Annotated in this window: 25 protein-coding genes; 7 read left to right on the forward strand and 18 right to left on the reverse strand. The window is 54.7% G+C overall.

Annotation, left to right across the window (positions count from 1 at the left end):
• Nucleotides 1–7: 7 nt before the first annotated feature.
• The 5 genes from G533_RS0104570 to G533_RS0104590 all read right to left on the reverse strand — a co-directional run bounded on the left by G533_RS0104570 (nt 8) and on the right by G533_RS0104590 (nt 3,091).
• The gene (locus tag G533_RS0104570; protein ID WP_027948948.1) at nt 8–568 is read right to left on the reverse strand and encodes a lytic transglycosylase domain-containing protein; all 561 of its coding nucleotides are present in this window, start codon (nt 566–568) and stop codon (nt 8–10) included.
• Between the two features lie 12 nt (nt 569–580).
• Nucleotides 581–1,399 carry a TIGR03759 family integrating conjugative element protein gene (locus tag G533_RS0104575; RefSeq protein ID WP_027948949.1) on the reverse strand — a complete coding sequence of 273 codons (819 nt, stop codon included), beginning with the start codon at nt 1,397–1,399 and terminating at the stop codon, nt 581–583.
• Nucleotides 1,389–1,616: a hypothetical protein gene (locus tag G533_RS0104580; protein ID WP_027948950.1), complete on the reverse strand. Its 228-nt coding sequence runs from the start codon at nt 1,614–1,616 to the stop codon at nt 1,389–1,391. The genes G533_RS0104575 and G533_RS0104580 overlap by 11 nt, the downstream gene beginning before the upstream one ends.
• Entirely contained in the window at nt 1,616–2,023 is a 408-nt protein-coding gene (pilL2, locus tag G533_RS0104585; RefSeq protein ID WP_035526475.1) for a PFGI-1 class ICE element type IV pilus protein PilL2, read from the reverse strand. Before pilL2 ends, G533_RS0104580 begins: the two co-directional genes overlap by 1 nt.
• 201 nt (nt 2,024–2,224) lie before the next feature.
• Nucleotides 2,225–3,091: a phage integrase N-terminal domain-containing protein gene (locus G533_RS0104590; protein WP_027948952.1), complete on the reverse strand. Its 867-nt coding sequence runs from the start codon at nt 3,089–3,091 to the stop codon at nt 2,225–2,227.
• Nucleotides 3,092–3,957: 866 nt separating this feature from the next.
• Between G533_RS0104590 and G533_RS20510 the strand changes: the two genes are divergently transcribed.
• The gene (locus G533_RS20510) at nt 3,958–4,242 is read left to right on the forward strand and encodes a helix-turn-helix domain-containing protein (RefSeq protein WP_035526478.1); all 285 of its coding nucleotides are present in this window, start codon (nt 3,958–3,960) and stop codon (nt 4,240–4,242) included.
• Entirely contained in the window at nt 4,235–5,485 is a 1,251-nt protein-coding gene (locus G533_RS20515; protein WP_051229972.1) for a type II toxin-antitoxin system HipA family toxin, read from the forward strand. Before G533_RS20510 ends, G533_RS20515 begins: the two co-directional genes overlap by 8 nt.
• A 114-nt stretch (nt 5,486–5,599) precedes the next feature.
• On the opposite strand, the gene G533_RS0104605 is transcribed toward G533_RS20515, so the two are convergent.
• The 9 genes from G533_RS0104605 to G533_RS0104645 form a co-directional block, all read right to left on the reverse strand.
• Complete coding sequence (locus G533_RS0104605; protein ID WP_027948953.1) at nt 5,600–6,025, reverse strand: DUF6573 family protein; 426 nt, start codon at nt 6,023–6,025, stop codon at nt 5,600–5,602.
• A gap of 93 nt (nt 6,026–6,118) precedes the next feature.
• Nucleotides 6,119–6,634 carry a JAB domain-containing protein gene (locus G533_RS0104610; RefSeq protein WP_027948954.1) on the reverse strand — a complete coding sequence of 172 codons (516 nt, stop codon included), beginning with the start codon at nt 6,632–6,634 and terminating at the stop codon, nt 6,119–6,121.
• A gap of 104 nt (nt 6,635–6,738) precedes the next feature.
• A complete protein-coding gene (locus G533_RS0104615) occupies nt 6,739–7,167 on the reverse strand; it encodes a DUF3577 domain-containing protein (protein WP_027948955.1) in 429 nt (142 codons plus the stop codon).
• Nucleotides 7,168–7,356: 189 nt separating this feature from the next.
• On the reverse strand, nt 7,357–8,463 hold the full coding sequence (gene parM, locus G533_RS0104620; RefSeq protein WP_027948956.1) for a ParM/StbA family protein: 1,107 nt from the start codon (nt 8,461–8,463) through the stop codon (nt 7,357–7,359).
• Nucleotides 8,464–8,896: 433 nt separating this feature from the next.
• Entirely contained in the window at nt 8,897–9,646 is a 750-nt protein-coding gene (locus G533_RS0104625) for a PFL_4669 family integrating conjugative element protein (protein ID WP_027948957.1), read from the reverse strand.
• Nucleotides 9,647–9,824: 178 nt separating this feature from the next.
• The gene (locus G533_RS0104630) at nt 9,825–11,081 is read right to left on the reverse strand and encodes an STY4528 family pathogenicity island replication protein (RefSeq protein WP_027948958.1); all 1,257 of its coding nucleotides are present in this window, start codon (nt 11,079–11,081) and stop codon (nt 9,825–9,827) included.
• Entirely contained in the window at nt 11,071–11,673 is a 603-nt protein-coding gene (locus G533_RS0104635; protein WP_014704087.1) for a DUF2857 domain-containing protein, read from the reverse strand. The genes G533_RS0104630 and G533_RS0104635 overlap by 11 nt, the downstream gene beginning before the upstream one ends.
• Nucleotides 11,660–13,177: a ParB family protein gene (locus tag G533_RS20520; protein ID WP_051229973.1), complete on the reverse strand. Its 1,518-nt coding sequence runs from the start codon at nt 13,175–13,177 to the stop codon at nt 11,660–11,662. Before G533_RS20520 ends, G533_RS0104635 begins: the two co-directional genes overlap by 14 nt.
• Nucleotides 13,167–13,454, reverse strand: a complete 288-nt coding sequence (locus G533_RS0104645; RefSeq protein ID WP_240472369.1) for a hypothetical protein — start codon at nt 13,452–13,454, stop codon at nt 13,167–13,169. Before G533_RS0104645 ends, G533_RS20520 begins: the two co-directional genes overlap by 11 nt.
• Before the next feature lie 29 nt (nt 13,455–13,483).
• Between G533_RS0104645 and G533_RS0104650 the strand changes: the two genes are divergently transcribed.
• The 3 genes from G533_RS0104650 (at nt 13,484) to G533_RS23865 (ending at nt 14,891) form a co-directional block, all read left to right on the forward strand.
• Nucleotides 13,484–14,224, forward strand: coding sequence for a LexA family protein (locus tag G533_RS0104650; RefSeq protein ID WP_240472370.1), 741 nt, complete (start codon nt 13,484–13,486; stop codon nt 14,222–14,224).
• Nucleotides 14,225–14,270: 46 nt separating this feature from the next.
• The gene (locus tag G533_RS23860; RefSeq protein ID WP_035526484.1) at nt 14,271–14,534 is read left to right on the forward strand and encodes a helix-turn-helix transcriptional regulator; all 264 of its coding nucleotides are present in this window, start codon (nt 14,271–14,273) and stop codon (nt 14,532–14,534) included.
• Between the two features lie 132 nt (nt 14,535–14,666).
• Complete coding sequence (locus G533_RS23865) at nt 14,667–14,891, forward strand: helix-turn-helix domain-containing protein (RefSeq protein ID WP_084638797.1); 225 nt, start codon at nt 14,667–14,669, stop codon at nt 14,889–14,891.
• Between the two features lie 110 nt (nt 14,892–15,001).
• Here G533_RS23865 and G533_RS0104660 read toward each other — a convergent pair whose 3' ends face one another.
• A complete protein-coding gene (locus tag G533_RS0104660; protein WP_027948963.1) occupies nt 15,002–16,363 on the reverse strand; it encodes a tyrosine-type recombinase/integrase in 1,362 nt (453 codons plus the stop codon).
• A gap of 558 nt (nt 16,364–16,921) precedes the next feature.
• Between G533_RS0104660 and G533_RS20525 the strand changes: the two genes are divergently transcribed.
• Together G533_RS20525 and G533_RS0104670 are read left to right on the forward strand one after the other, a co-directional pair.
• On the forward strand, nt 16,922–17,404 hold the full coding sequence (locus G533_RS20525; RefSeq protein WP_240472371.1) for a DUF4112 domain-containing protein: 483 nt from the start codon (nt 16,922–16,924) through the stop codon (nt 17,402–17,404).
• A gap of 38 nt (nt 17,405–17,442) precedes the next feature.
• Nucleotides 17,443–17,841, forward strand: coding sequence for a DUF2177 family protein (locus G533_RS0104670; protein ID WP_027948964.1), 399 nt, complete (start codon nt 17,443–17,445; stop codon nt 17,839–17,841).
• 41 nt (nt 17,842–17,882) lie between these two features.
• Here the strand turns inward: G533_RS0104670 and G533_RS0104675 are convergent, their stop codons facing one another.
• From G533_RS0104675 to G533_RS0104685, 3 genes are read right to left on the reverse strand one after another with little or no spacing between them, the layout of a single operon-like run.
• The gene (locus G533_RS0104675; RefSeq protein WP_027948965.1) at nt 17,883–19,253 is read right to left on the reverse strand and encodes an MBL fold metallo-hydrolase; all 1,371 of its coding nucleotides are present in this window, start codon (nt 19,251–19,253) and stop codon (nt 17,883–17,885) included.
• Between the two features lie 42 nt (nt 19,254–19,295).
• Nucleotides 19,296–20,477: a phospholipase D-like domain-containing protein gene (locus G533_RS20530; protein ID WP_051229974.1), complete on the reverse strand. Its 1,182-nt coding sequence runs from the start codon at nt 20,475–20,477 to the stop codon at nt 19,296–19,298.
• 11 nt (nt 20,478–20,488) lie between these two features.
• A complete protein-coding gene (locus tag G533_RS0104685; protein ID WP_027948966.1) occupies nt 20,489–20,869 on the reverse strand; it encodes a hypothetical protein in 381 nt (126 codons plus the stop codon).
• Nucleotides 20,870–20,977 lie beyond the last annotated feature (108 nt).

Below are 20,977 nucleotides of genomic sequence, written 5' to 3' on the forward strand. Positions count from 1 at the left end.
TCGTTGTCTACGGATTCTCAAAGCGAACCTCCTGTGGTGTATCGGTCAACCGCATCCAGTGCGCCTTGACCCGCTGACCGTATCGATCAGCCCGGGCAGGATCGTTGGGTGCGTGATAGCAGCCGGCGCTTTGAATCCAGTGGCTGTGCTCGACGAAGCAGTCGCGCAGGATCGCGGCCGCCACACGCAGGTTGTGGTAGGGATCCAGTGCTTGCCAGGATGAGCCCAGGACCGAACGATGGTAACGCCAACTGATTTGCATCAGCCCGATATCCACCGAAGTTTTGGTTTCCGTCAATACCGTCTCCAGCGCCAGCCATGCCCTCTGACGCGACGGGAAATAGTGCCCTTCCCCATCAATATTGAGCGCCCACGGCCAGGGGCGGAACTGTCCATCGCTGAGCGAGCTTTGTCCGCTCTCGGTCAAGGCCACCGCGTAGAGCAGACCCGGAGGCAGGCCGTATTCGCTCGCGATTTGCTGATACCCCACTGGCACGGATTGCGACTGCGCGGCCGTCGACCACCACAGTAAACCGATGAGGCAAAGTGTGATCGGCCAATTAGCCATGACCGGCGCCCGCTAGAATCGTGATAGCGGCAAGGGCATCAAGTGATCATCCCGCCGCAGTATCAGTACGGGCAAATCGTGTCCTTGTACGCCCGTATGTGCGGAGACCTTACCTAGCGCACCGGCGTCGATGTTCAGGGTAATCTTGTGCTCGCTCACCCATTGGGGATTGATCTGTTTCGAGGCCGCCCAGTCACGTATGCGGGATTCCTCACCGGCAAACACATCGATCAGGTACAGATCGATGCCAGAGAACTGTTTGATCTGGCTGACCAATCGCTCCAGCACCGCATCGCAGGTCGGGCATTGGGTATCGGTAAAGAACAACACCCGGTCCGACGACTGCCACACGAATTTTCCCGCCAGACCTTGATCCGGCTTGGTGGACGCTACAACACCGGGGTCGATCAATAAACCGTTGGGGAACAGGCGCCGCTGGGCGTCGTCGTAAGCCCGCTGAAACGCCAGGATGCGCTCGGCATCGTCACGCATCATCACTGCCCACTGCTCAGCGTAGCGCCGACGTTCATCGGCACTGCGGGCGTGGATGCCCAGCACTTCTAGGGGTGACAAGGTCGCAGGACTCACGCTGCCCCTGATACCCTGCAGCAAAGATTGGTAACGCTGCCATTCCGATTCATCTAATCCCCACTGGTCAGCACGAAACGTTTGAGAGTCGATACGTTCTATTGCAGATTGCTCAATCGCCAATGTGTTCGAAGATGGTGATTCGGCTACCTGCCGGGTATCCGCGTTAACAGGCAACGTGATGCAAAGACAGAACCCGATTAATGCGATGGCAGGTTTTCTCATGTGATGCTCAATGGTCATCTTCATTGACCTTTTGATCAACGGGCACGGTCAGATCGCGCTGAATGATCAGCTGATACTCCTGATCACAAATACGCACGGAGCATTCTCGATCCTCTACCTGATCGCTGATCGAAACTGCCTTGCTTTCAGCACGCGGTTCCGGATCAACTTGCCTGGACTCAGCACCCCAAAACCATGCGGTAACAAAAACGATGGCAATGACAAAGGCTTCCATTACTGCGCACCTCCCGTCGCATTGGGGGCGGAAATATCCGCGCAACGCTCGAACGCAATGAGGCGGTGAACGGGATCCTGGATAAGGTGAAAAGCAGGACCGATCATAAGTCCCATCACGGTTTGGAGTGGCATGGGCTCAAAGCGACGATGCACCGCTGGCAGTGGCAGCGCCAGCATGGCTTTCGCCTCCTCCGACAGCACAACATCGGCCGCCAGGCGATAGCCGGAATCTCGCAACATCCAGTGGAAGGCCTCCCCCACACTTTCGATGTCGCCTGGAATCGTGATCGCTCTCGTCACCGATAACAGATCCCGCTGCCCGGTGGTCGGCTGAGCGGCCATCACTGAATAGCGACCCGTTTGTATCAGCGTGGTCATCGTTGTGACGGGCTGGTCTGCCGCCACTACCGAATGGCTCCCGACGGCAGCACCAGAACAGCACACCAGTATCGTTAGGAGACGAGGGATTCCGTGATGTTTAAACGAAGACATGTTTTGGCCTCGATCGTGATGAATGGCATCATGATCGCCAAGTGATCTTCTGGCGTGAATGGTTAATCCACTCGGTGAGTGTCGTGCTTATCCATGAGACGCCTCGGCCAAAACTCATCGACCTAAATAAACAGCGCTGATCTGCTCGCGGGCGTGGCCCAATTCGCGACTGATGGTGAGTCGTGCCTGATGGTCCTGCTGTCGTTGCTCGATGCTCAAACTGTTTGCGACCGGTCCACCCGCCGCAGGACAGGCCCAACCCGTCAACGCCTGATAGCGTGACTGGGCATACGCATGGCGCAGGCCATGCAGTTTCGATAAACCTGCCTGAGTGGTATGACGTTCATAGGTCCGCAACTGTTGGATGTAGGTTTTCTGCGGTGGAATCAGGGAACCAGATCCCACCAGTCGGTGGGCACGATTCAAGACGGCACGCTGTTCCTGGGTGAGCACCGGCACGATCCGCATCTTGCCCCCTTTCGTCCAGGTAGCTTTCAGGCGAACGTGATCACCCTGGTCGGCATAAGCTGGGATAAATTTGATCGCCTCCTCCCTGCGCAATCCGAAGGCGCGCTGTAACTCCAGAGTCATTCGCACATGCTCATCTTTAACGCTGGTCAACGCATCGTTACCGACAACCACCGCCTTGGAGTGTTGACTGACGAACTGCCGATCGGGAATGCCGTAGAACTCATTCGATCGGGCAATAACATTGCGCCTATCCACCTTGGCGGCCCACCAGCGCAGGCAATTCATACGGTTTTTGATGGTACCGGCCGCCATGCCCTCGCTGAACCAGCGTTTCACCAGGGCGTCCACGTGCTTCGGCTTTAGGGATCGGGTAGTCATGCGCCGATACCCCATCTCCTGCAGTTGATTGGCAATCTGGTTAAGTATGCGCGCGCGATTGGCTTGCGTACTGTAACTGCCATCGCGATTGCGTTTGCACAACTGTTTCAATTGGTAGTTCAGGTCTCTCATCGTGTACTTTCCAGTCTGGTAAGTGTTTCTGACCAACCACAGGCTCGTAGCCTGACTGGGTCCGCCGAAGCGGATGGGTCAAGGGACACTACTCCCCTTTCGACCTGATAAGCCTGGTCGCAGGCAACCTGGCTGCTCTTCTGCTGAAGATGGTGCCGGGTAAACCAATGGACTCTAAGAGTCAGTTGCGATGGTGAGTACTTCACCTCCTTTTAAATGAGCGGAACCATCGGTCCGCGAGTTGAAAGAAACCGTCGGTGAAACGGCGCGTTGGTAGTCGGCTACTTGCAAGCCGGGTTTGAGGTGGCATTAGCCAGATTGAAGCGAGGACGAACGTCCTGCTCTTGAGGAAATATTGAAGATGAGCTGCAGCTGATGCTGTGCGCCAGGGTAGCTCGGCTGGCGCCGTTGCCGTTTTTGCCATTTTTGATGGCGAGGGCGACAATCCTCATCCACGTTACCGCCGTGGCCGCGTATGGAACTGTTTACGTTTCTTGGCCGCTAGTATAGTTAGAGCGAACTCGCTGGGAACGCATCAATCCGAGCGCAATCCGTTGTCGTTCCGTGCTCCGCCGCCCTCGTCACTACCCCGCTTCGCTAACCAGTGACGAGGGCTTCGTTCGCATCAACCACCACGCCAGGTCTGCGACCTGTCATGGCAGTTGAACAGACAAATCTGTTCGACCCACGGTTACAGTGGAACCACCATGGGGCTGTACGCTGGCGGCCGACAATTTTTACCGTACGGGATATATTCTTACTCAAGCAAGCCAATACTCTAATATTTATCCCGTACGGTAAATATTTGTTGATTTAGCTGCGTCTGCATGCTAATTTTTACCGTACGCTCATTTTTTGGATAGATTATGGCTCACGATCAGGTGCAATACGGTGCAATCCGATCCGCTGAGGATCTCGGCAAGCTGGTGCGTGCTCACCGGAAACAGAGAAAACTGACGCTGGAAACGATCTCGGGACTGGGTAACCTGAGCACCCGCTTTTTATCCGAATTCGAGCGTGGCAAGGAAACTGCGGAGCTGGGCAAAGTGCTAAAAGCGCTGCGCACCCTGGGACTGGAGGTGGTCATCCAGCCGCGCAGGGTTGCCGTGCCCAAGCCGTCGTCCTCACAAGAGGGAGAAGGCCATGCTTGATCCGGATGGTCTCAACGTCTGGAATGATCAGCGACTCGTTGGCTATTTGTGGCGCAACACCCAAGGCCTGATTGGCTTCCGCTACGAAAAGGAATGGCTTACCCAAGGCGGATTTGCCATCTCCCATAGGTTGCCATTGCGACAGGAAGACTTTGTGCCGGAAGAGGGACTCGCCCACCGCTTCTTCGCCAACCTCCTGCCGGAAGGTGGTGCTCGTGATCAGGTTATCCGCGATCTAAAGATCGCCAATACCGATTTTGATCTGCTCAGAGCCATTGGCGGTGAATGCGCCGGAGCCTTGTCGATTCTCCAGGCAGAACAGAAACCTTCCACACAATACGCGTATTACGAACTCTCGGAACAAGAACTCGCCAAGCTGGTGAAACGCCGTGGTCAGGTTTACACATGGACTGAAAACGAACGTCCCCGTCTGTCTCTGGCCGGAGCGCAAGACAAGTGTCCGGTGTTGATCAAGAATGGTGCCTGTTGGTTGCCTAAAAAAGAATCGCCTTCCAGCCATATCCTCAAATTCGAATTATCCGATTACCGCCACCTGCCCGCTTACGAAACCTTCACGACACTGCTGGCAGGCGCTATTGGTTTGCCTGTAGTCGATATCCAACTGCGCTCGATAGCAGACACGCACTATGCATTGATTGAGCGCTATGATCGGCACCTGTTGGGTAGCGGTCAGATGGTGAGACTGCATCAGGAAGATTTCTGTCAGGCGCTGGGTTTCGGCCACGAACGCAAGTATCAGGAGGATGGCGGCCCTTCCTTCGCAGATTGCTATCGGCTCGTCCAGGATGTCTCTAGTGATCCCGCCAACGATCTGCAGTATTTACTGCGATGGCAGATTTTCAATGTCCTGGCGGGTAATTCAGATGGTCATGCCAAAAACCTTTCGCTGCTATACCGGGCCAATGGCGAAATACAGCTAGCCCCTTTTTATGATCTCGTTTGCACTCGGGCCATTGAACGTATTGACTATCATCTGGCATTTTCCGTTGGCAATGAAAGAAATCCAGGCATCGTTTCCACAAAGCACTGGGATGACCTGGCGCAACAATGCGGTTTGCGTGCTCGGTTTCTACAAGGCCAGGTGCAGGATGTTGCTGTCAGTCTGTTGGAGCACCTGCAGCCGACGAGAGAAAAGTTTGAAACGTTGTACGGGAAATATCCCGCGCTGCAACGGATCGAAAAGGTCGTGAATAAACAGTGTCGGCGCACGATCAGCGAATAAGTGCGACTGGCAAGGTTCTCAACGAACAACGAGCTATGCATCGGCATTTTAATGAAATGGGGGTGCCACTTTATCCCAAGTGGCCAGGGCAAGGAGCCGATTCGATCGGCGACATTAATCTTCGTTGGGCAGCATGATCGTGACGACCGGTTCACCGGTATCACCGGGGCCAACCATCAGTTTCAAACTCACCTCGCCGGCTTCTGTCGAATGCCCGTCTTTCGGCACGCGGTACAACGAGAACAGCAACCGATCACCAGGAGCAGTAGCCGTTCGAATGGCGTAGAACGCCATAAACAGCACGTCCCACAAACGGCCAGACTCGTCCTGGTGCACTTGAAAGCGGTTATCCCGCTCTGTCCAGGCAACGCAATCACACCAAGCGGTGTGGGTAAGTGCGACTGGCCATTTGAAGCCAGCCTCACGTGCCATAGCGGTAACATCGATCAGGACGCCATCTTCGATAGCCTGTGCACGACTGTAACTTGCGACGACAGGGCCGAAGACATCTTCCAGCGACTTGTGCTCTGAATTTTTCATAAGGTTTCTCCCTGGAGAAATGAATTAAGAAATTCAGGGAGCACCTCCTTCCCATTGGGGAAGAAGACTCCCCAATGGGTTGATTGAATGGATTTACAGCAATCCGCGTTCGGCGAAGGAAACTGATTCCCCCACCGTGACCACAAAGTGATCCAGTACACGAATATCAACGAGTGCCAGCGCATCTTTTAAGCGCCGGGTAATCGCTTCGTCCGCGTGACTGGGCTCGGCGACACCACTCGGGTGATTGTGAAAAAACATCACCGCTGCCGCGTTGAGCGTCAGCGCCTGTTGCACCACCACGCGGGGGTACACCGAGGCGCCATCAATGGTTCCCTGGAACAACTCTGCGGCTTCGATTACCCGATGCCGGTTATCCAGGTACAGACAACCAAAGACTTCCGCTTTGCGTTCAGCCAACAACATCCGCAAGTAGTCACGGGTGTGGTTGGGACTCGGTAACTCAAGGCCCGGCTGGTGCAGGTCCTGCAATATCGCAAAGGCCAGCTGCAGCAGGGATTGCTTTTCAGGATCGTTCAACGACGCCATGCGAATGGCCGCAAAACGGTTTTTAGGAATCACCCGGGAGGGTGAGGATTTGGAAGCCATGAGCGGTCTCCTTGAAGAGTCGAGGAGACCTGCCCGGCAAGGGAGAATCTCCCTCGCTGGGTTGAAAGATTGATCGCATCAAAAGATGCGATCAGATTTGGTCGTCAGGCTACAGCGTTGTGGGTCTCAGCCGTCGGCGCCGGAAAGGGCCGACCTTCGACTTTGATCCACTGGAACCGCAGTAACCGGGACTTCAGGCTGATGCCCGTCGTACCGGCTCGATCACCGTTTTTGAAGATGAAGGTTTCGGCTTGCAAATCACTGAGGTGAAAACCCACCAGCACTTTAAAGTCAGCTTCCACCGCAGGCATTAGCTGACGCACCAGATCCTTCGCCTCTTCACCCACCACCACGCACTCGAAATGCGTGTGCTGAACGTTATCGGCTGGCCCTCGTAGCGCCGCGATGGTGACACTGAGAAAGGGGAACCCATTCTCGGGTGTCACTTCGCGAACCCGGTTGAGGTAACCGATGCCGTGGATATCAAGATCGAAATACTTCGGTTTTTCAGGGGTAGATTGTCTACTGGTCATAACAGTTTCTCCTTGAACATAATGGGAAGCCGGAGAACACGATTCCCTGGCGGGAAGGTGTTTCCCGGCAGGGTGAGTAAAATCAGGACAAGCCCTGATACTGGATTGACGGTAAAACCGCGATGTCACTTGCACAATCCGCTGACATCTTCTTCGCCACTGAGACCGCAGTGGCCACGTACAAAGTCGTTACCCCTCCCTCACCGGGGCGTCGCAGACAAACTGCAGGTACTTGAGCATGCCCCTTGCGTTAGCAAAAGCGGCATGGTCGGCAATGCTTTGATTGGGAAACCAGTTGGCAATATCAGCGGCTAACGCAGCACTGCCAGCGCCGACGAACAGCACACGATCCAACTCCACACCGAGTCCAAGCTTGCGGCGGGTTTCGGTATAGAGTCGTTCCACCAACTCGCGTTTTGCTTCCGCCACCATGGCCGAGACATCGTGATCCTTGCCATGCAGACGCAACCGATGTGTATCGACGGCCCGACTGATACTCTGCTCGCCGAGCTCGTTGATATCGAACTGTTCCTGTATACGGTTCGCCACGCGAATCTTGACGTTCAGCATGCCGCGATTCAGAGAGCCGGAGGAACCGTGCACAATGCCCTGATCCTGAACCACCACATAATCCGTGGTGCGGCCACCGATATCGACAATGGCGATGGGCGCGTTGACGCGATCCGCATCCAACGTCACACCATCATCATCGGTCATAACAATCACATAGTCGTACCAGGCTGCCAGCGCCTCCGGAATAACCTCATGAAAAGCGATGCTCACTTTTAGGAGCCTCTGTTGCGCTAACTTATGCGACGTTTTTCTGGCAACAACAGGCTCAACCGCCAATTTCAAACCATCCCTTTTGGCCTGGATCGCTTGTCGTCGTTGCTGACCATCGTTGCGGTAAAAGGCGGAGACCGGCAACCCCGTCACCACATGGACGGATCGGCCCGACAAACCCGCCTGTTGCAGTGCATGCTGGACGATCACCCGATTCAGTGCCGAACCCGGGTATTCATCGAATTGGGTGGGTTCACCATCGACCGCACCGACGGAATACACACTACCGCCGGTTTCGTACTCAAAAATTTTCTGCTCCTCATCCCGTATCCAGGTGACACCGGCCGACCCCATACGTGCCCGCGAAGGCACCGCCAGGAGGCGACCATCCGGTAATGCCACTTTGGTATAGGCATAACCGTCGTCGAGGCCCACCTGTCCCACCGCCATGGGATGAGTGGTCACGGGTGGTTTGTCTTCGTCAGAAAATTTCTCATCGGTCAGTTCTGTCATGGTGCGATTCCTGATGTCTGGGTTAGATGTCTTTACTCACCGATCACTCGTCTCAGGTGCGTAAAGGGTTTTCTGGCGTCATTTGGGGGAGCAAGCTCAGAGTGTTCGCTTATGTGTGAGCTGCCAGGTGACCGCGCAGCATGATCGAGCATCGTCTCGGTTGTTCGCGGCTGGACGGAACCCGCTCCGCGACTTCCGTTTATCTGGGTGGATGTACACGGCTGGCTCATAGGAATTGTGTGTGCCGGCAGCGCTTGCTCAGATCTGATGGCCTGACACTCGCTTCGAAATCCCAGCAGCAACAGCTGCCGCAACCACTCGTTTTGTCTGCTGTTAGGCAGGCGGCGTAGACGCTGAAGCACCATCGCTTCGAGTGGAATTCGCGTATCGAGCGAGATGACGAGCTGCTGAAGCGTGCTGGTGGCCACGGCGGTCAGGCCTCGTCAGAATCTGCGATGGCGTTGCTATTCAGCTGCTGAATTGCCAGGGGACGCAGAGACGGCAACCGCTCGCCATTGAGGATGTCCGGGGGAATCTCGCCCATCCGCTCTCTCGCTTTGATGGCTGCCGGTGTTCCTTGCCGGATATCGGAGCGACGAACGTCCAGGCAGTGATACCCCTGGGGCAACGCAAACACCCGGCGCACCCATCGCCCACTACCCGACACCTGCTCAATGAGGTCAGTGGGCATGTCGAGACCTAAGTAATGCAACGTCATGTCTGCGCACATCAACCGGTCGTACTCACCCAGCAACTGTGCAGCGCGGAAGGCGTAGGGATTGGCGAACTGTAACGATACGCGCTGTGGTCGACTCGATTGTGCGACGCTGAATTCGAGAGCACTGTTGGATTCAGTGATAAGGGCGTCCATCCTTTGCTGCAATCCCTGCAGCTGTGCGCGGATATCGGCAACGCCCTCTTCCACTTTGAGCAACCACCAGTCGGCATAAGGGTCGTCGAAGCGGACGGCCTGCCATAGCGACTTCAGCCGATCTGCAAAACCGATCAATCCCATAATGGCAGGCTTGCCATCGGCTGCACGGCGGCCGCGGATCAGGCTCTGGGCCTGATAGGTCTGAATCGTCAACCAAACTTCACCCTGCAGGGAGCCTGGCACTGACTCGTTTTGATTTTCGGCTGTACTCTCGTGTGACTGCTGTGCATCTGAATTCATTTGCGTCATTCCCTTCAAGGTCAACTCTGACGTTCTATGAATCCACGAATGGGAAAATGACACCACGGAATATCCATCCGACTGATGCAGTGTTTTGTGTTGTTGCGATCAGATGGTTCCAGTGGAAACAGTGCAGGGAAGTAACGACGGAGGGGTGTCACATCGTGTGTGATAACGGGCGGTCGCGCTATTTATCCATATTCAATGATGCTCGTAACTTGGCCAGCTGCTCACGCCCATAGGCTTGGTTTCGTGCTCGCTCTTCAGCCGCTTTGCTTTTCTGTTCTTCGTTTTCTGGCGGCGGGACGTGAAGTACCCGATCTTGTCTTGCCTCGGCCACCTTGATCCCGAGGTTGGGCACAAATTCGCCTTGTTGTGCCGCCTTGCAGAGCGAATGCAAGAACCGCAGCTCGTCATAAACCGGCTTCATGCCTTTTTGCTCAGACTCCAGACGACCCTGAAGTTCGTCGAGCACCAACTGCCGATCATCAGGATCGATCATGGCAAGATACCTGTCCGCCAGGTGTTTCTGGTTATCCGACAAGCGCGGCGGATAAATCAGCGCTCGCTCTGTTGCCGACGGGACTGATGGATTGGATTCAGAAAATGTTTTCTCTTCATGGTTTGTATTTTGTGTAGTGGTTGTTGTAGTTGTTTTTTTATAATGACTACTACAACGACTACTGTAGTGTTCCTTAGCCTCCGCCTTTGAATTTTGGTCCTGGACGGATTGTGCTGATGCGCTGGCCTCGGATGAATTTTTCAGTTTCCCAATGGTCGCGGCGTGAAAGGTAAAATAACGACCGCTTTTGCTGTGGTTTCCGCTGGAATCCGACAATTGTTGGGCGGCCTGCAGTCGACGCTCAATAGTTGACTCCTTCCGTCCTAACGACTCACCTTCCTGAATATCCTTATCCAGACTCTCCAACACAGCTTGCGCCACGCGCCGGACGCGGGCGTGATGATGTTCCTGGGATTGGGTGACGAATGCCATATAAGCCTCATCCAGGTACAGGGCATCGACCAGAGGCAGGGGTTCATCGTGAAGACTGTAGACATTGCCGGTGAAACGGCCGCTTTTTTGACGCACTCTGGCGCACAGCGTGAGCCAACGCGTCAAGCGCAGAATGGCAATAGCACGAGAGACAGTGGAGGTTGAGGAAACGTTAGTTTTAGCCGCAATGGTATCGTAATCGGGAAACGCCGTTCGTCCTCCAGTCTCTCTGGCATGGAGCATGATAACCATCCATACCAGTTTATCGACGGGTTCCAACACCGGGTCCTGGATGACCATGACCGGCACGGCCTGATGCCAATTCCCCATGAACAACATGGCATCCGGTAACGATGGATCACTCTGGGCACGAACCTTGGCAACAGTTGCCTTGATTAAAGCGTCGAGAGCAACAGTTTCTGGTCGCAGCGCATCCGCTTCATGGGCCATTCTCGACAACCCGCCCGGACGTCGCGGCACTGCTTCCCTCACCGTAGGTTTCCCAACGCTGCACCAGCGCCCAAATCGATCGCAATCCAATGCCTGTCTGTTGCTGTAGGTCGAGATAGTCCTCTGCAGTTAATGTAGATTTGTCATCCGCCTGTACCTTATCCTGCCAGGCATACCAGAGCGCGTGGGTATCGGTTTCATTCAGTTCGGGAGGCCTGCCCACGGCCGGCGCCAGCGTCAACAATCGGCGCCATCGCGTGTACTCCCGAGAACTCACACCAAACAGCTGCTGCATCATCTCTAACGGTGCGTCCGCGACCAGCAATGTTCGCTGCAGATCCTCAGATTCCCGCTGATGACGCAGGTGATCGAGCATCGGCCAAAAAACATCACGATTGAGACCAATCTGCAGACAGTGCACACGCAGTGCATCGGCCCGATAGAGATCGGCCAGATTCATCTCTTTCAGGGCGTCCAGTTCTTTGGGGCCAAAGTTCATGGCGCGCAATGCCTGCTGATCCCCCTCTGCCAGACATCGCATGGCGTACAACAGCACGGCGGTGGTGAGGTCGGCTTCCTTATTGGACGACACCGCTTTCACCTCCTTGTTGCGCCCAAAGCTCGACCCCGGTATCGAAGGCTAACCGTTTAATGCTCCGGTAGGACTCCATCATTTGCAGCAAACGCTGCCAGTCTGGCGGGTTCAATTGTTGCCAGAGCTGGCTGTTGAGATGGCCGGGATCAGGCGTCCAGACACTGCCAAAGAGCAGACCGGCATCATGGGATGCCAAGGCCTGGTATAGGGGCGAGTCTTTATCCAGGTAGGCCAGGACAATGTTCGTGGGAGCGACGGTCAACTCTGAGCTCGCAGCCAACTGCCACCAGAGTGCGGACACTAAATCCAGCATGTCCTGGTCAAGGGATTCCCGCAGCTCCGGTGAAGGCACATCAATCAGCAGAAAGCCCAAGCCCTGATCCGGCAGACGAATGACTGTCTCGTGCAGACCGTGGGATGTCGCCAGGGTTACTGCGCAGTCCCACAACTGGCTCCGCAAAACTTCAAGATTTCTTTGCTGACCGCCTTTTTGGGCATTCGGCGCAGAGGTCAACTCTGCCGCCGTGCTGTGTTGGTCTTTGCTTTTGTCATGACCACTCGTCGGTGAATCGATGTCAGCGGGCTGCTTTTCCAATGTCATCGTATTCGATAACGGTCCACTATCAGAATGCTCCGGGTGTTCCGAGTCCCTGTCCGCCCCCGGCTCTGTATCCTCTTCGGTATGAGCGGGAAGGCTGAATGCGCGGCCCGATAGTTGCGCCTCCATCTCCAGATGAATCACTTGGCGATTCAGTTCGGACTCCACGGCGATCTCATTTTCCAATGCATCGCGCAGTGGCTGAATGTCCCATTCGGCGCCATCATGACGGCGACACAACTCGGCAAAGATCGCATCGAAGACGGTGTTATCCCCCAATTGGCGACGATCCCAGATCGCTCGGGCAGCGCGTTCAAGGGCTCGGATCTTTTCCACCTGTGGCCGACCCAATCCGGCAGCCAAGGCTTTTGGCATCAATGGCCACAAGGTCTCAACGGCATATCCCATTTTGGAAATCATGCTGTGGCTGAGCCCGAAACCTCGCTCTCTGAACAACTCTTCCAGTTGGCGCTGAGACAGGCTCTCAACCTCCATCTCGCTTTCGAGGAGATTCTTTGCTTCGAATACTGCCAACGCTTTATCAATGAAAGGCAAACCGCCGCGCAATTCGTTTTCGCGGAGGTGGGCAAAAAGTACATTGGACTCCTGCGACCAGGGCTTGACGACGCAATCGATCCAGCGAAATCGCTCATCGCCCGTTTCATCCAAGAGCTCTTTCAGTATCCTCAGCCGAGTATTTCCACCACTGTGAAGTACATAGCCTATAGTCCCCGGCTCCTGTGATAGCACCAATGGTTGATCTAGGCCTTCAGCCTGGATCGACGCCTTTATTCGATCATATTCCGGGTTCTGCTGCCGGCGGGGATTGCGGGAGTAATGGTGGATACGAGTGACGTCTACACGGGTGATCTCGTGGACGGATGGCGATCTCTCAGGCGTCATCGTTACCACCTGCTTCTTGTGCACCCGATTCAGGCACGACGCCGTAGAAAATCTCTGGATGTCGAACCATGCTCGCCCGAGGCACAGGCTCCAGTCGACCATCCGAAAGGTCCGCCACAGTACGGGTGTAATGCTCGATTTGCGTCGCCATCAATGGGCTGGCATATCGATGCTGGCCGGCAATCTGATACAAGTAAGAGACTGAGTCGCCACACGCCGCAGCGACGTCGGCCCGCTCCCGCTTGGTTGCCATCTTGAGGAAATCCTTTAGCTCCATGCGCAGAAACATTAGCACCGTGCGAATCATTGAACAACGCGCAATCGCCGCTTTTTGTTTATCACTCTGCTAAAAATTATGCTAAAGTGTTTCGCATGACGCTAAAACTTAACCAGATCCGGCTCCACAATCTTGAGGTTCTGATTGCCGAAGCGGGGTCAGCTGCCAAGTTGGCGCGCGAGGCTGGGACCAATAGCTCCTACCTCAGTCAGGTGCGCAACCAGCTGCCGACCAAAAAAGGAACGCCCCGCTCTATTGGAGATGAGCTGGCGGAGAAACTGGAAAAAGCCATGAATAAAGACCAAGGATGGATGGATACCCCCCATGGAGACGGGGCAAGACAAGAGGAACACAACGCCCACGACGGCCCGGATTTGCGCAGTCTCCACCCGCTGATATCCTGGGTTCAAGCGGGAAACTGGTATGAGATTTCTGAAAGTTTCGTGCCGGCCTACGGTTCAGAACTTTTACCCTGCCCGGTGTGCTGTAGTCCTGAATCCTTTGTACTTAGGGTCCGCGGCAGCAGTATGGAACCCAAATTTCATGAGGGCGACCTGATTTTTGTTGACCCCAATGTTTCACCTGACCACGGCAAGTACGTGGTTGTTCGACTCGATGAATCCAATGAAGCCACGTTCAAGCAGTTAATTATTGAAGAGGGCAAGCAGTACCTGAAGGCGCTCAACCCTGACTGGCCGAATCGCATTATCGAAGTGGATGAAGAAGCGACAATCTGTGGAGTCATTGTCTTCAAGGGGGAGGTAGTCTGAATACTGATCGTAGACTTAACCGCCTACACCAAAAGATGACAAGAGAATGATTTGTATAGACAGCACGCAAAAGATAACAACCTTGATTAACCGAGAAACATTGTTGGCAATGATACCGCTTTCAGACCGCGCCATTTACAACATGGAAAAACGTGGAGAATTTCCCCGCCGTATCGTTTTAACAAGCCGCAAGGTGGTCTGGGATTTAGCTGATGTAGAGCAATGGATCGAGGAACGAAAGCAGTCCAGCGATAAAGCCACCAGACCGGCCTCTACTGCCACATCAGAAATCCCATGCTTAACAAAGTGACGGCTTTCACAAAGGCCATGTTTAGCTCCCTGATAAAAAGATAGCTTGGATTCTAGCTTGTAATAACAATTAGCTTAATGCTAATGTTTTTACAGACTAACATGAGCTTCTGACTCTTTCGGGAACTAAAATATGAACGACAGCGCAGCGGTTATTTACGACCGCGAACTTACAACTAAAGAGGCGGCTTCGCTACTAGGCTTATCACCCAGCACACTGCGAAAATGGCGCTGTACAGGAGAGCGTCCAGAATTGCCGTGGTGTAAGCGGTTTCGAAAGGTTTTCTACCTGGAATCCGAAGTTATCCTTTTCAAGAAACAAAATACAACATCCAATTGTGAAGAAACTTACGTCTAGCCGTTATTTCAACTATCCAGCTTCATATCTGTTAGCGTTTATCGGGCTTGTCTAGATTCGCTAGTCACTCATTCCCAATTTAGAACGCCCTAGAATTTTGGTTTAGCAACTTACCAAGCAGCTGTTAGCTCTTTCATTAGATCCAAACAGGATTTTCCAATCATATAATCAGCGACCTTCTGACTAGCCTCTCGTAGTTTTGTCATGGATGGATGAATATAGTGTGCATCCACACCTTCCCGGGCATGACTCAACAGCTCATCAATAAGGATTGGACTGATCTCCAATTCGGCCCCGATAGATTTGTAGGTTCGGCGCAAATCATGATTAGTGACAGATACCCCAGATACCTCCTTGACGATCTTTCTGACATCTTTTGTATCCCTGTAATGCCCGCTGCCAGTAATTCCCGGAAATAAATACTCCGTCTGTTCAGGCAAATTTGCCAATCGATTACGAACAATCGCTTCCGTGGCGGAGTTCAGGGGTAATTCCGCCTGCTTTCCGCCTTTCTTGATAATTTTGAAAGTATGCCTGTTAAGATCAATATCAGCGATTCGGATAGTCATAGTACCCATCAGCCTTACACCAGAGAACAACATAAATAGCAAAGCGTCCCGTCCATTGCGAAAGGCCGAAGTGTGATCATGCTCCCGGAGCCCTAGCACCGCTCTGAGATAGGGTTTGAAGTCGCTGTCATCCAGGCGTTCTGTGCGACGGTTAGAGCGGTTAATGTTAACGCCTAGCTGTTTCATCGCTCGACTAACCGGGTTTCGGATAAAAAGGTCAGACTCATCATATTTCGCCTGAGCCCAATTCCATACCGACCTCAAAATACGCATTGCATTATGTAGCTGGGTTTCGCCCTTACCTACTTGCTGGAGATATACGGCCTTTACCTGCTCTGCCGATATGCGGTAAAGATGCTCATCTAGTAAGTCCGCCAACAAAACCTCACATTTGTTTTTGATATCGATCAGGTAACGGTCACCGGGGCGCCTCTCCGCGACAAAACCATCAGGCAAAAACTCCCCGTCCTTACCTGTCGGCGACCCAAAGATCATATCTCTGAACGTTCGCTTAGCCTCGGATAGTTGTTGCTCATTTGCTTGCTCAGCAGCCAGCTGTTGAGCAAGCAAATGAGGATCGCGTCCCTCTTGTATTTCCAGGAACAGGCTATCTGCTTTTTGTCTCAGTTCTGAAATCGGAACTTGTGCATTTCTCGCTTCACCAACCTTCATGATTTGCCGCTTATACAACTTACTTTTTTGCTGTCCGCGAATACGAATCCTTTCGTATAGACAGAACGCACTGTCTGAATACGATTGACTGGGTCTGATTCTTATCGCCAGATGGCTGGCATTGTCGTAAAGGTAGGATTCTTTTGTAAATTCACCGTTATTAATTCGGCGCTCAATAACGGTTAAGGTCGGCTTGCTAAACTTGACCCTGTTCTCTGATGATCTTCCCATGAACAAGAACTCCTTTTCAGGCGATGGTAAGGTTAAATCTGGGATACACCTGGGATACAAAACAGCGTAATTTTTGTATCCCAGAGGAAATATCAAGTAACAGTGAAAATTGAAGAACCAAGAAAGAATAAAGGATTAAATACTAATATATCAACAACATGGGTATCATAAATCAACTTTTAGGAGCATCAATTAACACTGAGAAATGATTATACGAGAAGGATTCAAAATCCCCCGCCGTAAAAAGCGTGCCGGTTCGAGTCCGGCCTCCGGTACCAAACAACATCATGCGGCACGCTGGCGCGTGCCGGCCGAAATGTCGGACCATCGACTCCGGCCTCCGGTACCAAACAACATCATGCGGCTCGCTGGCGCGTGCCGGCCGAAATGTCGGACCATCGACTCCGGCCTCCGGTACCAAACAACGTCATGCGGCACGCTAGCCGAGAGCCAACAACATCTACTCACAAACTCCGGTATCATCTGAACTGACCAACCACCGTGCGCACCCCACCCTGAAGATCAGATGCGCTACTGGCAGGATCAGCGGAGGCCGTGATGATGAGCAGCTCAAATACAGGAAAAAGCGGCCGCAACCCTCGCCTCGCCCGCTTCGCATGGCTACTCGACAGCAGCATTCCCCTGCCCTTCGGGCGCAGCATTGGTCTCGACGGCATCATTGGCCTGATTCCGGGTATCGGCGATGCGGTCGGTGCGGCCCTGTCGTCAATCATCATCTTTGCCGCCTGGCGCAGCGGTGCCCCCGGCGCCGTATTGCTGCGCATGACGGGCAATGTCGCCGTTGAATCGCTTGTCGGCACCATACCGCTCGTGGGCGACCTGTTCGACTTCGCTTTCAAGGCCAACCAGCGCAACGTCAAGCTTCTACAGCGTTGCGAACAGGACGCCCGTGGCGCGCAGCGACGCAGCCGCTGGGTCATTGCAGCAACGTTGGCCGTCGCATTGTTGTTCTTGGCGGCGCTACTGGCTGCCGTCACCTTTATTGGCGTGACCTTGTTTCAACTGCTCACCGGGAGCTGAGCGCCCGCGTAACAGAAAACGCAATGGAGTAACCAATAATGATCACACTTCTGAAGCCTTACCTGACCGTCCTGATCGCTTTTCTTGCCATTGATGCTATATGGATAGGGGCCGTCGTGAGCAAATATTATCGTCACGAGTTGGGCGACCTGATGCGGGGAAGCCCGAACTTTGCCGCCGCTGGCATTTTCTACCTTTTCTACGCTGCAGGTATCGTCATGCTGGCGGTCACACCGGCGGTGAACGCGGGGCAGTTACGCATCGCACTCATCAACGGCGCGGTGTTGGGTGCGCTGGCCTACGGCACCTATACCGTCACCAATTACGCCATACTACACCGCTGGAGCCTGGGCCTGGTTGGCTCAGACATTCTCTGGGGCGCCTTTCTTACCGCAATAACGGCAAGCCTGGGTTACTGGGCAGCGGCTCGGCCATAGCCGCACCTCGAGAGAAGCCGCACCCTGGGGGGAGCGGCTTCCTATTCTCCTTCCTCTACCGGTAACCCCATTGCCAGCCAGGCGCTCATGCCGCCAATGAGGTTGCGAACGTCCTGAAATCCGGCACGTTGCAGAATACTCACTCCCAGCCCTGCGCGATGACCTACGCCGCAGGTCACCACTACCGGCGCCTGTTTATCGAGGTCCAGGCTGGCAACGCCATCCTCAAGGTGACCAACGTATAGCGACTTTGCCCCTTTGATGTGGGCGGCAGCAAATTCATCGGGCTCACGCACATCGAGGATCTGGCAGGCGCCGCCCTCAGCGCTCAATTCAGTGGGAGTAATGGCACCGGAGCGCTGCACCGCTTGCCCCGACTTGCGCCAATTCCCAAAGCCATCTGCCAGTGCGCCAACAACGTTATCCAAGCCGATACGGGCAAGATGCACGGCAGCCTGGGCAACATCTTCTCCACGGTCGGTTACCAACATGACAGGGTCATTTTCGTCTGCCATCCAACCGCCAAACACCGGCAGGCCACCCAGCCAGATGCTGTAGGCACCTTCCACATGCCCGCCGGCAAAGGCTTCCGGCTCCCGCGTGTCGTAGACTGTAGTGCCGGTCATGCCCCGCGCGAATTTTTCCGGGTCCATCATGCTGACCATACCCAGTGGCTTTTCCAGTGGTTTGCCGCCTTCGAGGTTGACCCGTTCCATAATCCTGAAATAGGGAGGCCGCGGCAGTCGCTCACTGCCCTTTTCACGGGCGAATGTGTCGCGGTCTTTGGTGAACACCACGTTGTACAGTTTCTCCTCACCCAGTGTGGACATCGGTCGCTCCGCCATACCACTGCCGCAGACCGAACCAGGGCCATGCGCTGGCATGACCAATGCGGTATCACCGAGGTCGGCCAGCTTCTCGTGCACCGAGTCGTATAAGAGCGCTGCATTCTCTACGGACTTTGCTGCATCCGGCAGGTCGGTGCGGCCGGTCTCGCCGAAAAACAGGGTATCCCCCGTGAAGACACACCATGCGGCGGTGGCATCATCGCTGAATACCGCGTAACACATGCTCTCCGGCGTGTGCCCCGGCGTGCTCAGCGCTTTCACACGCAGCGAGCCGAAGTCGAACTCATCGCCATCCTCCAGGCGCACATCACCTCGCCCAAAGCATTCGTGTGTTCCGTTGGCCACTTGAGCCCCCGTCACACGCGCCAGATGTGCCGACCCCATTACAAAGTCTTCCTGCCGATGGGTTTCCAGCACGTGGGTGATTTGCACTCCAAACTCCTGCGCTTTGCGCAGGTAAACGTCGATGTCTCTGCGCGGGTCAACCACCAGCGCGCGGGCCCCGTCCGCCAGCAGGTAAGAGAAATGGGCAATGCCCGGGGTTTCGAGTCGTTCCAGCTTCATGATCACATTCCTCCTGAATCAAGGGAGTGAAATGGGGACCTGCTACAACTGGGGGCGAAGCAGGTCGGAAAAGAACTCCTTGACGCGGGTGAGAGCGCCGCGCTTCCGCCATCGGTCGTAATCCAATGCTTCACACCGCACCAGATTCTCGCGAAAAATTGCCGAGTGTGCGGCAGCAAACGCATCACTGAAGACATTCACAAGGATTTCGTCATTGAGCGCAAAAGACCGGTTATCGAAATTTGCCGAGCCAACAATTACCCACTCTGAGTCGACGATTGTGGCCTTCGCATGCAGCATGGTCGGGGTAAACACGTGAATGCGCACCCCCGCTTGCAATAACTCCCCCCAAGAGGACCGCGAGCTGTAACGGACCACCTGGGAATCGATATGCGGGCCCGGAACCATCACCTGTACGCTCACCCCTCGCTTGACAGCGGCAATGAGTGCGGCAATCGTTTCCCGGTCAGGCACGAAGTACGCCGTGATCACAAGGAATGAGTCGGTCGCGGACTCAATGGCGTACCGGAACAGCTCATAGACGCGCTCACTCCCGCTCCGGGGCGCACTGCTGAGCACTTGCGCGGCGTCGCCACCCGCCTGCTTCGGGCTCGACGAAAGGGTAGAGGCTGCCGGCAGGCAAGGCTGCTGCAACACCTCGCTCCAGACTTCAGCGAACGCAGCACGCATCTCCCCCACAGCGGGACCCGTCATCCGATAATGAAGGTCATACCACTCATGCGGGCCTCTTGCGTTTCCGCACCACTCTTCCGCAATGCCGACCCCGCCGGTGAACGCGACTTCCTCGTCGACCACCAGTATTTTGCGATGCGTTCGGTAGTTCATGCGCTGCAGCTGCCACCAGCGCAGGGGGTTGAAGTGACGCACAAGAACACCTGCATCCCGCATCTGCTCGATCAAGTGTTCATCCATCTCCTGGGCGCCCCACCAATCCAGCAAGACATAAACCGATACGCCGCGCCGTTCAGCGTCGCTGAGCGCGCTGGCAAACCGTTGCGCTATATCGCCTGACCAGTAGATGAAGGTTTCAAAACAGATTTCACGCCTGGCACCCGCGATGGCCTGCAGCATGGCCGGGAAAATCTCATCGCCATTGATCAGCACGTCCATCCCATGCCCGGACTGCACCGGAAGCCCCAACAATTTGCTGACTTCACGCGCAACTGCCGGCAGCGCGTGCTGCTCAGGAACGGGATCGACCACGGGCTACCCCGCTACGCGCCGGCCTGCAACCGGTTCTTCAACCACTCGACGTCGAGCTTCCACGGGTCCTCAATATATTTTTTCGGGTTCTGGTTGATATCACGCAGATAATCCATTGACACTTTCCAGTCGATATCCGGTGCATCCTTGCCGTGAGATGCCAATTGCAGCTTGCTGTTATGCATACGCACCGTGAAATAGTCGTGCGGGTTCTCGGCATCATTTTCGTACACCGCCACCCCGAACTTGCGACCTTCCGCCTGCTTGTCCATGAGTTCAACGATGCTCTTGATGACCGGTGTATCGCGCAACTCGGTGAGCGCGTCGTTGGTCACCTCAAGGGCCCCCATGAATTGTTCGTAGCTGTCTTTCTCATTGCCTGTGCTTGTCATATCGCCTCCAGATAGTCATTACAGTAGCGGCAGGCGTCCTGCCCTTACCCCGGTGGTGTTGCAATTGCTGTGCCAGTGCGCCTCGATGGCGCAGGCCGCGCCCAATCG

It is taken from the genome of Haliea salexigens DSM 19537 (assembly GCF_000423125.1).
Classification (GTDB): Bacteria; Pseudomonadota; Gammaproteobacteria; order Pseudomonadales; family Halieaceae; genus Haliea; species Haliea salexigens.